This is a genomic window from Methylacidiphilum sp. Yel (genome assembly GCF_004421185.1).
Taxonomy (GTDB): Bacteria; Verrucomicrobiota; Verrucomicrobiia; order Methylacidiphilales; family Methylacidiphilaceae; genus Methylacidiphilum.
On the sequence record NZ_LXQB01000029.1, the window covers coordinates 1 to 12,774 of the forward strand.

The 12,774-nt window shown below is 42.2% G+C and carries 12 protein-coding genes; 8 read left to right on the top strand and 4 right to left on the bottom strand.

Features of this window, described 5'->3' with window-relative positions:
• Positions 1-290: 290 nt before the first annotated feature.
• Together A7Q09_RS05195 and A7Q09_RS05200 are read left to right on the top strand one after the other, a co-directional pair.
• On the top strand, positions 291-2,063 hold the full coding sequence (locus tag A7Q09_RS05195) for a GNA1162 family protein (RefSeq protein WP_244228542.1): 1,773 nt from the start codon (positions 291-293) through the stop codon (positions 2,061-2,063).
• A 37-nt stretch (positions 2,064-2,100) separates the two neighbouring features.
• Positions 2,101-2,928: a tetratricopeptide repeat protein gene (locus tag A7Q09_RS05200; RefSeq protein ID WP_208526688.1), complete on the top strand. Its 828-nt coding sequence runs from the start codon at positions 2,101-2,103 to the stop codon at positions 2,926-2,928.
• A 52-nt stretch (positions 2,929-2,980) separates the two neighbouring features.
• Here the strand turns inward: A7Q09_RS05200 and A7Q09_RS05205 are convergent, their stop codons facing one another.
• A complete protein-coding gene (locus A7Q09_RS05205; RefSeq protein WP_134390237.1) occupies positions 2,981-3,241 on the bottom strand; it encodes a hypothetical protein in 261 nt (86 codons plus the stop codon).
• Between the two features lie 307 nt (positions 3,242-3,548).
• Positions 3,549-4,031, bottom strand: a complete 483-nt coding sequence (locus A7Q09_RS05210) for a DUF488 family protein (protein ID WP_244228543.1) — start codon at positions 4,029-4,031, stop codon at positions 3,549-3,551.
• Positions 4,032-4,518: 487 nt separating this feature from the next.
• Here A7Q09_RS05210 and A7Q09_RS05215 point away from each other — a divergent pair, with 487 nt between their 5' ends.
• From A7Q09_RS05215 to A7Q09_RS05235, 5 genes are all read left to right on the top strand, one after another.
• On the top strand, positions 4,519-5,148 hold the full coding sequence (locus A7Q09_RS05215) for an IS607 family transposase (RefSeq protein WP_134390283.1): 630 nt from the start codon (positions 4,519-4,521) through the stop codon (positions 5,146-5,148).
• Positions 5,149-5,271: 123 nt separating this feature from the next.
• Positions 5,272-6,561, top strand: a complete 1,290-nt coding sequence (locus A7Q09_RS05220) for an FAD-dependent oxidoreductase (protein WP_134390238.1) — start codon at positions 5,272-5,274, stop codon at positions 6,559-6,561.
• A 23-nt stretch (positions 6,562-6,584) separates the two neighbouring features.
• Positions 6,585-7,925, top strand: a complete 1,341-nt coding sequence (preA, locus tag A7Q09_RS05225; protein WP_134390239.1) for an NAD-dependent dihydropyrimidine dehydrogenase subunit PreA — start codon at positions 6,585-6,587, stop codon at positions 7,923-7,925.
• Positions 7,909-9,321: a dihydropyrimidinase gene (gene hydA / locus A7Q09_RS05230; RefSeq protein ID WP_134390240.1), complete on the top strand. Its 1,413-nt coding sequence runs from the start codon at positions 7,909-7,911 to the stop codon at positions 9,319-9,321. Before preA ends, hydA begins: the two co-directional genes overlap by 17 nt.
• Positions 9,305-10,549 (top strand): Zn-dependent hydrolase, encoded by a 1,245-nt coding sequence (locus A7Q09_RS05235; protein ID WP_134390241.1) that lies wholly within the window; start codon positions 9,305-9,307, stop codon positions 10,547-10,549. Before hydA ends, A7Q09_RS05235 begins: the two co-directional genes overlap by 17 nt.
• 33 nt (positions 10,550-10,582) lie before the next feature.
• Here A7Q09_RS05235 and A7Q09_RS05240 read toward each other — a convergent pair whose 3' ends face one another.
• Positions 10,583-11,299: an energy transducer TonB gene (locus A7Q09_RS05240; protein ID WP_244228544.1), complete on the bottom strand. Its 717-nt coding sequence runs from the start codon at positions 11,297-11,299 to the stop codon at positions 10,583-10,585.
• Positions 11,300-11,431: 132 nt separating this feature from the next.
• On the opposite strand from A7Q09_RS05240, the gene A7Q09_RS05245 reads away from it, so the two are divergent.
• Positions 11,432-11,644, top strand: coding sequence for a S9 family peptidase (locus A7Q09_RS05245; protein ID WP_279636289.1), 213 nt, complete (start codon positions 11,432-11,434; stop codon positions 11,642-11,644).
• Positions 11,645-11,721: 77 nt separating this feature from the next.
• Here the strand turns inward: A7Q09_RS05245 and A7Q09_RS05250 are convergent, their stop codons facing one another.
• The gene (locus A7Q09_RS05250; RefSeq protein WP_134390242.1) at positions 11,722-12,696 is read right to left on the bottom strand and encodes a CapA family protein; all 975 of its coding nucleotides are present in this window, start codon (positions 12,694-12,696) and stop codon (positions 11,722-11,724) included.
• Between the last annotated feature and the right edge of the window lie 78 nt (positions 12,697-12,774).

Sequence of the window (12,774 nt, forward strand, 5' to 3'; positions counted from 1 at the left end):
TTCTGTTCATACATAATTATACTACACATAGCTATAATTTATCGCCTTATATCCCCATGCCTGAAGGCAGGGGCATTACGGCGATGGATGGTAAAGAAAAGATGATTGCTGAAGAGAAGGTAGCGACAAAAGATTTTAAACTTTAAGGATTAGCTCTGACTCAGCAGAATAAAACCCAAAGAGGCAGTGGTATGCCAGTAAAAACCAATCCATCAGAAGGAAGGAGCTAGCTCTTTTCTATTTTTTTTTACTATTTTTCTCTAATTTAAGTTAAAAAAAAGGAAGAAAAATTGATTTTGCAATTGTTTGGTCGACTTACTCTTGCACACCTTCTATTAGTTTTTTCTGCTTTTTGTAGCGCAGGGCATGAATCTTCCTTATTTGGCTACAATAGTAGTCTTTTTCTTTCAACAAGCATCCAACCAAAATCAGCTCTATCCTCCAATCAACCCACCACATTAGCGATAACCGAGGCTGAGGATCAGCCGCTTTTTTTACAAGAAGAAGGCTTAACGTCGCATGGCAAAAAACACTGGTATGACTATCTTATTGAAGCTGATCCTGGTGCCTGCAAAATCCAAATTTCTCCAGACTATGAGCAGAATGCCCCTCAGAGAATAGCCGTCTTACCTTTCCTTGAAAAAGGAAGCGGAAAATTTTCCATTAATGGGATTAAAATAGATAATAGGGATAAGGACAATGTAGAAAGCTGGAGATGGACTATTGCCCAAAGGGTAAGAAGAGTATTTTTTGGCTTTCTTGCGTCAAGGGAATTTGAGGTCGTTCCCTTATCTAAAATAGACCAAGTGCTTCAGGCAAAAAATATTAGGACTGAAATCTCTCTTCAATCCATCAAGCCTGAAGTCCTTGGTAAATGGCTAGGGGCCGATGCGCTAGTCTATGGAGAAGTCTTTCCATATCAGAGATTTTATATGATCATGGGCAGCGGCATCAGGGTTTTACTTTCCATAAAGATCATTTCTTCAAAAACAGGGAAAGTACTTTTTAGCGGCAGTGTCAATAGAAACCTCTTAGATATTAACCCTAGATTTGATCCCGTTGACATAGGCATTTCTTCTGTTTTGACCTTGACAAACCTAAGGGACATCAACCTAAAAAGGGCTGAAGATGAAGCTTGTCGGGAGCTCGTCTTAAGAATTCCCCTCTCTCCAAGAAAGGCCTATCCTGTCTTTGGAGATACTACTCAGTTTGCCCCTAAAGCTTTACCCTCAAAAGAAACTGATGCTTCTACCGAGGCCTATCTTTTAAAACACCCTTCTGAAGGAGATTTTATTAAGCCACCTAGAGCCTGGGCAGCTAATGGAAAAAAGCTAGAGCCCCAACGATTTTTCATGGAGGAAAAACAATTTGTTGCTCATAGCAAGAAAAAAACCATGGATTATGTCCTTGAAATGGATCCTTCTCGTTTCCAACGTATCGCCTCACCCTTTCTTGCAATAGAACAACCTAAAACATTTGCGCTGCTTCCTTTCATTGAAGAGGCAACAAAAGGCAAATTCATTCTTAATGGTATCCCCCTCTCTTTTAGATCCAAAGAAAAAAGGGAACAGTTCCGCTGGACAATCGGGAATCGATTACGCAGGGCAGTAGCCTGTTATCTTGCTCAGAGAGACTTAGACATTCAAAGTATTGAACTGACAGATTCTATTTTAAAGGCTCATGGATGGAAAAAGCTTTCTGATATGCTAGTAACCGATCCCACCACGATTGGAGACTGGCTTGGAGTAGATTGTGTCATTTATGGTAAGGTTTCCTCAATGATGTCGATTTATTCTTTAATGTATGCTGCCTGTAGGGTTGGGATTTCAGTCAAATTTGTCTCTACGAAATCTTCCAAAACCTTAGTGGAGGTATCCGGAAGCCGTACGGAATCCTCTTTTGCTCCAGCATTTGATCCTCTAGACATTGCTATTTCTTCTCTTACCACAGCCCTATTAATCAGGGATGTTACCTTTCGAAGAGCAGAAGATGAAGAAGTATGTAGAGAAATCGCCGCTCGTATCCCCTCCTCAATGTCACAGAAGCCAATGGGAACCAACTAATTTCGGAAAAATGAAATCTGAAAAATCCAATAAATTCATGAAAATTTTTCTGAAAAGTTATTATTTATGGCTTTTATTCTTCTTTCCTATTCTAGAAGAAAGCTATGCCAAAAACCAAAAGGCACGACAAAAAAGCTATTCTCAGCAGGCCAGCGATAACACTACATCCATTTCCTTTTCCCAAAGCAAATTGAGACAATCCGATAGACCCTTCATCATTAAAGACAAGGCTTTCCAAAAAGATCAGCTTCAGTTCTTTACAAAAGCAATGCAATTAGAGCAGAGCAAAGACTGGAAAGGTCTCGTTGTGTTTTCAAAAAGATGGATTGCGACTTTTCCTTCCGAAGCGGCAGCCTATTTTTTCCTTGGCATTGCCTATGAAAATCTCGGTCATTATTCTCAGGCGATCGAAGCGTATAAAAAAGCGATCGATTTTAAAAAAGACTTTGCAAAGGCATGGTGTAATCTTGGAACTTGCTATGCTTATGTAGGAGCGTATGCAGAGGCAACCGAAGCTTTCAAGCATGCCTTAGCAGGCCAACCAAATTTTGCGAAGGCATGGTCCAATTTAGGTGCTTGCTATATTGAACTAGGCCAGTATTCCCAGGCAATCAAAGCTTTAAAAAAAGCAATCCGCCTTAAACCAGATCTTGCTGAATCCTGGTGTAATCTTGGAACGGCCTATGGGGAAAGGAAAGATTATCAGAAAGCCATTGAATCTTTGCGCAAAGCTATTGAGCTTAGACCCGATTATATGGAAGCCTGGTGGAACTTAGCAAAAATTTATGAAAAAACTAAGAACGTGGTAGAAAAAATGAAAGCTGAACAGAAAATCAAAGAAATAGCGCATCAAAAGCCAAAATAACAAAAAACCTTTTTAATCTTTGAACAAGAATGAGTGAGAAGACTAGCTACAATTATTTTTTTGTTTTCCTAGAACGATGTTTAGTCTTCTGAATATTTTTCTCTTTTTTTTCTGTTCCATAAACGACTTCTTTGATTTCTCCAATAGTGACTTTACCAACAGGCATCTGTTGGCCTTCAACTAGTTCTTGCCCACCATGAGCCGGCAAGATCGTCAGTCGATACCCTTTTGGTGTCTTTACAAGTAGCGCTAAAGCAGCGCTAGGAATAAGGATCAGTAGAAAAAAAATTAAAAAGAACACTTTGTAGTTCACTTATCTATAAAATATAGTGATTAACATCATAAATAATAGATCCAATTTTTTTAATCGTACCATTTTTCTAAAATTTGTAGACTGTATTAACGAATAATCTCTGACTGGAAGGCTGCAAGCAAGAGGCGCTTAGCATCAGATAGGGAGTAAAGGTCCTGTTTTTGGGTAGTGGCTATCGACTAGGGCTATCGTCCCGATTGAGTGCCATTCTTAGGAGGGAATGAGTGTTTAATCGCTCATTGGAAAGCTTCCGTTTCATTAGAAGCAGGATAAGTCACTATTCCATTTTTTATCTGACACCAGGGAGTCAGTAGATTTTTTTTTCCTTTCCTTTTGATAAGATATGAACAACTTCTATTCCACGAAGCATGAGAGCATCTGCAATGAGAAAACGGTGGCAGCGCCATGGGAGGGTTTCTGCACACATTAGAGCTGCGCTTTTTTCTTTTCCTATTTCAATAATCTGATCAAGAGAGGCTAAAAAATTTGCAGTTGCCATGTAATCAGCAAATCCTCTGAAACTCTCGTTTTTCCAACCTTTATTAGGAGAATCTTTTTTCGGATGCCTCAGTCCCCCAGCCTCCGGGAGATGAATATATAGAATGCCTTCTTTAGTAAGTGCCTCCGCAATTGTTTCTTTATTAAATTGGGGATTATGACTAGACCGTGGAATTGATTGGACATCAATCAAAGCCTCTACATTCGCTTCTTTGAGCATGGAGATCAATTCCTTTAAAGATTTTGTTCCATGCCCAATACTTTTAATAATCATCTTTATAAAAATAGCCATAAATATTCCTTAATAGAAGGAAAGTGATTGAAGAACAGGCAGTTTTTTTTGGCTTGCTAGTTCTATTGCTAGAGAATCTTTGGTAGAAACCTAGAGAAAGACAAACCATAGGGATTGAGTTGCTAAGGGATATGACAAGGGGAATGGCACAAGTTTTCTTTTGGAAAAACCAATAGCTTTTGTGGCATGCCTAGCATCGCGCATGCCAATCTGTAGAATGGACAGAATGGAGCTTACTAGGAAAATAGTTTAAAGACTTTGCTCTCTACCCCTATAGCCAACTTCCCGTAAGGCCATGAGCCTCTGGTGTTTGAAAAAACAGCCTTTTAAAAATCCACCACAACCCTTTTTATTCTTTATTCTAATTGCAGGATTTCATTCTTCCAAAAACAACAGGAAGGACTTTACACTAAAAATAGTCAATAGAAAGGGCTTGAACAGTTTCAATTTAAGTAGCACTTTCTTTCGCAAAGATAATATTTTGAGCATGTCTCGCAAGCTAGTCAGCATTCAAGAGGCCAACGAGTTCCTGGGGGTCGCGCCGCAAACGCTGCGGCGCTGGGAGCGCGAGGGCAAGCTTCTTTTCGATGAACGCACTGCTGGCAGGCAGCGTCGCTACGACCCTGCTCTGCTTCGTCCAGATCAATTCTATGCGCCGGAGGCGGCATCTCGCACTATAGCCTACGCCTGTGTGTTCAGCATCGAGCAGAAAGATGAGCTGGAGCGGCAAAAGCAGCTACTCGAACGCTACTGCGCCCGGCAAGGTTGGACGTTCGCAGACATTACCCACCTGGGTTCTGGGTTGAACTACCACAAGAAAGGCTTAAAGCGGCTGCTGGATGCGATCATCGACGGGCAGGTCGGACGCTTGGACATCACCCACAAAGACCAGCTGACGGGCTTTGGCGCGGAACTGGAGTTCGCCATTTGCCAGACCAAGGGGGTCGAGGTTCTGATCCTCAACCAGGGTGAGGAGACGGCCTTCGAGGAAGATTTGGCCAAGGAGGTGCTGGGGAGCATCCCCATGTTCAGCGCTTGGCTGCAGGGTAGCCGCTCAGGCAAGACCCAGAAACTGCTTGCTGTCGTCAAAAAAACCCTGGAGGAATCTCAGCTATGATCGTTGCAGCTTCGAACCTGTGTTAGTAGAAATGAGTAAGTCTGACGGAACGGCATAGGACTTGCTTCATTGAAGAAGCTCCTCCATTAAGAAAAACGAAGAGAGCTAGAAAAAGAGAAAAAAATGGAATTTTTAAAAGAATCCCTCCCTCCTCTATCCCTAAGCGAAGCTATAGGAGAAGCCAGCCGCTGCCTTTATTGCTGGAATCCTCCTTGCGTAACTGCCTGTCCAACCGGCATTGAAATTCCTAAGTTTGTCAAGCGCATTGAAACGGGAGATTTTAGGGGTGCTGCCGAAGTTATTTTAAAAGCCAATTTTCTTGGTGGAACCTGTGGCAGAGTCTGTCCAGTAGAAGAGCTCTGTGAAGGTGCTTGTGTATTAACCAAATTAAAAAAACCCTCTGTTTCTATTGGCAGGCTTCAACGTTTTGCCATTGACCATTTCTGGGCTAAGCAGAAGCTTCCTTCACAATGGCATATTCAGATTCAGAAAAAGAAAAAGGTTGCTATCGTAGGATCTGGGCCTGCGGGGCTAAGCTGTGCAGCTACTTTAGCTCAATTGGGGATAGAAGCAGTCATCTTTGAAAAAAATCGACTCCCCGGAGGACTTTCCACCTACGTTATTCCTTCTTTTCGCGAGCCAATCGAGGTTTCGCTCAAAGAGGTCGAAGAAGTAAAAAAACTTGGAGTGCCAATCCATACAGAAAAGGAGCTTGGAAAAGACTTTTCCTTAGAAGAGCTTAGAACTGCTTACGATGCCGTCTTCTTGGCCATTGGATTAGGCAAGAGTCCACAGCTCCAGATCCCTGGAGAAGCATACTTTCTGGACAGTCTAGAGTTTCTCTCTAGAGCAAAATTGGAGCCTTGGTCTTTACCTAATGCCAACAATATTGTGATCATTGGCCTTGGCAATACTGCTATTGATTGCGCGCTAGTAGCAAAGAAGATAGCTAGGGAAAAGGTCAGCATTCTTTATCGAAAAAGGCTTGAAGAGTCTCGAGCTTATCCAAAAGAAATAGAAAAAGTGCTCAAAGAAGCTGTTCCTATTCAATTTTTGACCATGGTGAAAGAGGCAGTTGTAAAAGAAAACAAATTGGTTGGACTAAAATGCCAGCGTCTCAATCCCCACAGCATCTTGGATTCAGTAGGAAAAAAGGAACAAACTGGAATAGAGTTTTTTTTACCCGCTGAATTGGTCATTCGAGCAAGCGGTCAACAAAAGCCCTTATGGATCACGACAATGGCTATTGAACTTGACAATGGTTTTATCAAAGTCAATGAAAAATATGAAACTTCCCTTCCTAAGGTATATGCTGGAGGGGATTGCATACGGAAAAAAGGAATGTTTTCGACCGTCCATGCTGTTGAAGATGGGAAAAAAGCTGCTTTCTCTCTTGCCGCCTCTTTTTCCTAAAGAACCGATCGATTGGGTTACTTATGATTGAATTATCTATAGAATTTGCTGGAATCCGTTCCATAAATCCGTTTTGGCTTGCATCTGGTCCCCCAACCAACTCGGCAGCTCAACTAAACGCTGCTTTTGAAGCGGGTTTTGGAGGAGCCGTCTGGAAAACCATCGGCACAGCCGTAGAAAATGTATCGAATCGCTATAGTTCCTATAAAAAATGGGACCGCATTTTAGGTTTGAATAATCTTGAACTTATTTCTGACCGTCCCCTCGAGCTGAATCTCAAAGAAATTCAGGAAATTAAAAAAAGATGGCCCGATCGAGCAGTGATCGTATCGATAATGGAGGAATACGATCGAGAAAAGTGGGAAGAACTAGTGAAAAAAGTCGAAGCGAGCGGAGCCGATGGGATCGAACTGAATTTCGGCTGCCCTCATGGAATGCCAGAAAGAGGCACAGGCAGTAAAATTGGACAAGATCCAATCCTTTGTAGGGAAGTGACCTCTTGGGTAAAAAGAGTGACGCGCTTGCCCCTGATTGTTAAGCTTACTCCCAATGTTACAGATATTACGCAGACAGCCAAAGCCGCTATTGAAGGTGGGGCTACAGCCTTAAGCCTCATCAATACAATACAGTCCATCAGCGGCGTAGACCTTGATACCTTTGAAGTCCTGCCAAGTATTGGAGGAAAAAGCAGCTATGGGGGCTATTCAGGAGAAGCCATCAAACCTATTGCTTTGAGCCTAACCGCTAAGGTAGCCTCCATGGAAATGGTCCAAGAGAAACAAGTTCCAATTTCTGCTATGGGCGGTATATCCACCTGGAGAGACAGCGTTGAATTTCTATTGCTTGGAGCTTCTTCTGTTCAACTTTGTTCAGCCGTGATGCTGAATGGATTTAGGATTATTGAGGATCTGCTTTCTGGGCTTAAACATTGGATGGAAGCAAAAGGTTTTAGTTCCATTGCTGATTTTAGGGGCAAATCCCTTTCTCATATAGTTCCCTTTCACCAACTGGAGCCGACATTTAAACAGATCGCTCAAATCGATCCACAAAAATGCATTCATTGTTTTCTTTGCTATATAGTTTGCCGGGATGCAGCCCATCACTGCATTGATCTAACCGATGGCAAAGCACTTTACCCTGTGATTCCTTCCTCTGGGAAGCATGAGTGGATGTTCCCAAAGGTTAGACCAGAGGACTGTGTGGGCTGTTCACTCTGCCAACATGTTTGCCCTGTCGATTCCTGTATAGAAATGATAACAATGGAAGCACAAAAACTAGAACTGCGCCCAGGCATCCAAATGAAATCATGGGAGGCAATAGGAAAGAGGGCGACCGGAGAAGTTCTTTATGGATGTAGTGATTAAAAACGGCATTTTGGTTAATGCAGCTGGGAAAACGGAAATGGACATAGGGGTAGAAGCGGGGAAAATCGTTGCGTTAGGGAAAAATCTTTCTGGACGAAAAACCATTGATGCGAGCGGAAAGTATCTGATTCCTGGAGGAATAGACGTTCACACCCATCTTGAAACAGTATTTGGGGGAAGCCAAACTGCAGATGATTTCTTCTCTGGTCATCTTGGGGCAATTGCTGGAGGAACAACCTCCCACATTAATTTTTGTTTTCCAGATCCTGGCCAAAGTCTCCTTGCCACTCTAGCCAATTGGCAACAGAAAGTCCGGTCGAAATCCCTTATTGATTATGGGTTTCATTTGGTGATTCGTGAAGAAAGCCATTTAGAAGAATTACCAATGCTTCTTGAAAAAGGAGTAAGCAGCATCAAATGCTTTCTTGCCTACAAAGATACCGTGCAAATCGATGAAGAGCTTTTTTTTAAAACGGTTGAAAAAGCGAAGGAGCATGGTCTTTTGACCATGGTGCATGCTGAAAATGGAAACATCATTGATTATCTTGTTAAGAAGGCCCTTGCCAAAGAGTTAATCTCTCCTATATTTCATGCTCGGACCAGACCTCCTGAATTAGAATCCCAATCCATCCACTTTGCCGCTTCAGTTGCTTCTATGCTTCATGCACCCTTATACATTGTTCATGTAAGCTCGACAAAGGGACTCGAGGAAATCCGAAGGGCCAAAGAAAGAGGGACCAATCTATGGGCTGAAACTTGCCCTCAATACCTCTTCTTTACCGAGGCAGATTTAGAAAGAAAGGGTCACACACCCGGCTTAGAACATTTCGAAGGAGCTAAATGGATATGCTCTCCTCCATTAAGAAAACAAGAGGATCAAATAGCTCTATGGGAGGGACTTCTTCTGGGCCTAATCGATGTGGTTTCGACTGATCACTGTTCGTTTCATTTCTTATCCCAGAAGACACGAGGCCTATCCGATTTTTCAAAAATCCCCAATGGCGTTCCGGGCATAGAAGAAAGAATGGCCTTATTATTTCATTATGGCTGTAATCAAAGAAACCTCCCAATGGAAAAATTTGTAAGCCTTACGGCTGAGATGCCTGCCTTCCTTTTTGGTTTAGAGGGAAAAAAAGGAAGGCTAGCTGAAGGATACGATGCTGACATTGTCTTATGGGATCCAAACAAAAGACGAATCCTGTCTGTGGGTTCCCATCACATTCAGCTAGATTATAACCTCTATGAAGGCTTTACAATTAAAGGTGGAGCAGAAATGGTCATGCTCAGAGGCAATATTATTTATGCAAACGGCCAATTTTCTGTCGAACAAGGAAATGGCAAATATCTTTTCCGATCTTCCTATAAGCATTCTTTAAACCATGATGCTAAATCCTAAAAGAACCATTGCTGAACTGTTGGAATTAAAAGCACTGACCGACAATGGATTGGGGGCTCAAAGGGTGGCTTTTAGTCCCGGTTGGCAAAAGGCTAGAAAATGGTTTCTCAACAAAGTCCAACAGTTTCCTTTTACAACTGAAATGGACGCCGCCGGAAATCTATGGGTAAAAATTCAGGGACAAAGGCCAGAAGAACTTTGGATTGGTGGACATTTGGATTCTGTTCCCTCTGGAGGATGGCTCGATGGAGTGTTTGATTTGCTGGCCGGGCTAGAAGTCCTAAGAACCTATACTTCGGTCAAGCCTCCGGTGACACTTTGTTTAGTAGATTGGGCAGACGAAGAAGGGAGTCGATTTGGCAGAAGCCTCTTTGGTTCCAGTGCGGTCTCAGGCAGTTTAAAAAAAGAAGAGCTCTTTTCATTAAAAGATGCCTCTGGTCTTTCTCTTGCTGAGGTCTTAGAGGCTTACGGGTTATCGGCCAACAAAGTGGGGGAAGCGGCTAAGCTTAAAAACAAAGCCGTAGCGTATCTGGAAGTGCATATCGAACAGGGGCCCATCTTAGAAAAGTTGTCTGTACCACTTGGAGCTGTCCTTGGGACCGCTGGGGTAGAACGACACAGACTGGTCTTTAGGGGTCAGACAAATCATAGTGGCGCAACCCCAATGAGGCTTAGAAAAGATGCTTTCGTAGGGGCGGCTCGCCTGGTCACTTTTTTACGTTCCGTTGCGAATCGTTATCAAGGGGTTGCAACGGCTGGCTGTTGTGAACTCGAACCTGGGATTCCAACGGCCATTCCAGGCGTTTGCCGACTGACCATAGAGGAACGCAACCTAGATAAAACGAACTTAGAGAAAATGTGGGAAGAGACGGTTAAAGAAGCCCAAAAGATTGCTAATGAAGAAAATCTAAAGCTTGAAGCAGAACCGCTTCTTAGGATAGAACCCGTGAGGTTTCATCCTCAACTTGTGGAGCTTTGCAAAGAATCGATTCGCGAGGTTTGTTCAAAAGTACATTTGCTAGGATCAGGTCCCCTTCATGATGCTTCTGAAATTGCCAAAGCAGGGATTCCTACTGCGATGATGTTCGTGCAGAGTAAAGAGGGAATATCTCATAGTCCTAAAGAAGACTCAGCAATAGAACATTTAGAAATGGCCGTTGTCGCTTTCGAAAAGTGGGTGAAAAAAACGATCCATTGGCTGCTTCAGAAACTCCCAGAGAAAGCGTAGAAAATAAGAAGGAAACATTCTTAACCACCTTCTCTAACTGGAAATATCAGTTGGGTTAGCAGCCGCTTTTTTCTGATAATGCTTTAGGTGAAACTGAACAGGAATAATAACTTTTGATTCGACGGAGTGTTTCCCCTTTTTTGCTGGATGTAATTTCCATCTTTTAACGGCGTTGAGAGCCAATCGATCAAGCTCGGCATCACCAGAGGACTTATAGAGAGCCGTGGATTTCACATGCCCAGTTGCCGAAACTTCAGCAAGAATATAGCAAACAACTGCTTCCTTCTGGAGATGAGAATCGACTTTATGGGATCCTGACCGCAGAGGAGGATTGAATCTAACGCAAATGATTTTCCGGCGGATCCGGTTTGAATGATTCGCTTCTTTTGAGAATTTCCATTTTCTTGCAGACAGGAGGGCTGTTTCATCCAGCTCGGGATACCCTGAAGACTTATATATAGAAGCGGATTTGACAAATCCATCAGGAGCAATCTCCACCAAAATATAAACTTTTCGATGCTCTCTTTTTCGGTGTCTTGTAAATTGATAGCTGTCGGAATTTTGGCCTGCATTTGAAGCTTCTAAACTGGCTAGATTTTGGGATTGGGCCACAGAAGAAAAGAGGAGCAACAAATAAAAAAAAGAAAAAAAAAGAAACTTTTGGATAGAAGTCACTTCCAATTCTTTAAAAGAAAAATAATTTTTAGAATTACAAAGAAGCTCAATAAAGTACTTTTCCAAGGAAAGCAATCAAAAAAGGAAAAACTTTCTAGAGCGCTTCGTAGTCTTACCGATCACATGATCCACTACTGACAGCTTCTTGTAATGTGTCTTGAAAAAAAAGACATTCCTTTAACTTTGCTTAAAAATTGAATAGACCGCATCAAAGCCCCATTACTTATAGGCCAAGGAGAAAACGATGTTCGTGTTAAAAAAATGGAAAGCGACCAAATCGTTGAGGCTTTAAGAAAGAAAGGACAAACTGTTGAATATCTTATTTTTCAAGATCAAGGACATGATTTTCTCAATCCAGCTAATAGACTGCAATTCTTTGAAGCTGTGGAAGTTTTTCTCAATAAGTATCTAGGAAAATGACACCTATTTTTTTCTATGGTACAGAAGGGGTGGTATGAACAACCCCCAAAAGCATCCTTGCTTTGCCTTATTTTCTTTTAGAGCTTGACCCAACAATAGGGTTTTCCCTTTTCCCAGTAGATTTTAGTTCCAAAAGGCCTGCATAAAGATATCATTCTTTCGATAATTTCTTCTGCCTCTCTACCCCTAGCTTTTTGGGCTTTGAAATTGGCTATAACCACAGGGAAAAGCCGAAGAGAAACTAGTTTTTTCCCTTCCAATATTAAAAGAAAAACAAAGCTCCAATCGTTTCTAAAATATGGATCTACCATGTAATCATCAATAAAATCGCCACAGGAATAGAGAATTAAGGAATGATGAAAAATCTCTATGGCACGAAAAACATGCGGGGAATGACCAAAGACAACATCGGCCCCTTCTTCTATTAATTTATGCGCAAAATCGATATGCTCCGTTGGCACTTCAAAGCCCCAATTAGGGCCCCAATGTGCCGAAACGATGAGGAAATCTACTTTTGTTTTTGTTTCTTTGACAAGCTCGAAAAGCGTCTGAGCTCTTGGATCATCGAGTTGTACAGGAACATAATGAATGCCCGCTTCTTCTGAAGCTTCCCAGGAAGGTTCATTATCAGTAAAAGCAAGAAAGCCTATTTTTAAACGTTGAATCTGATCAATTGCTGGGAGCCGACTTTCTTCTAGGTTTACTCCCGCCCCACTATGCAGAATACCAGCAGCATCAAGATAATCCAGCATTTCGCACAAAGCCTTTTTGCCAAAGTCAAGCACATGGTTATTAGCAAGAGAGACTACCCGAATGCCGGCATCTTTGAGCACTTCAATGTTTTTAACTGCTGATTTAAAACGAAAAACTTTTGGCGGCAGCTCATAAAACTCCGTTTGGTCAGTAAACACACATTCTAGATTGCAGCCTTTCCAATCCGCGCATCGGAAAAGAGAAAGAAGATCACCCCATGGGTAAGAAGAATCCACTACTTCTAATAGCTCATCAACGAGCCTTCCAAGCATGACATCACCCACCAAAATTATCCTCATGCCCTTTTGCTCTGTCAGCAGTAGGGTTTCAGAAGAAGAAGCGGCTTTTCAGTACCAGAAAGCACCTCCTCTCACTAT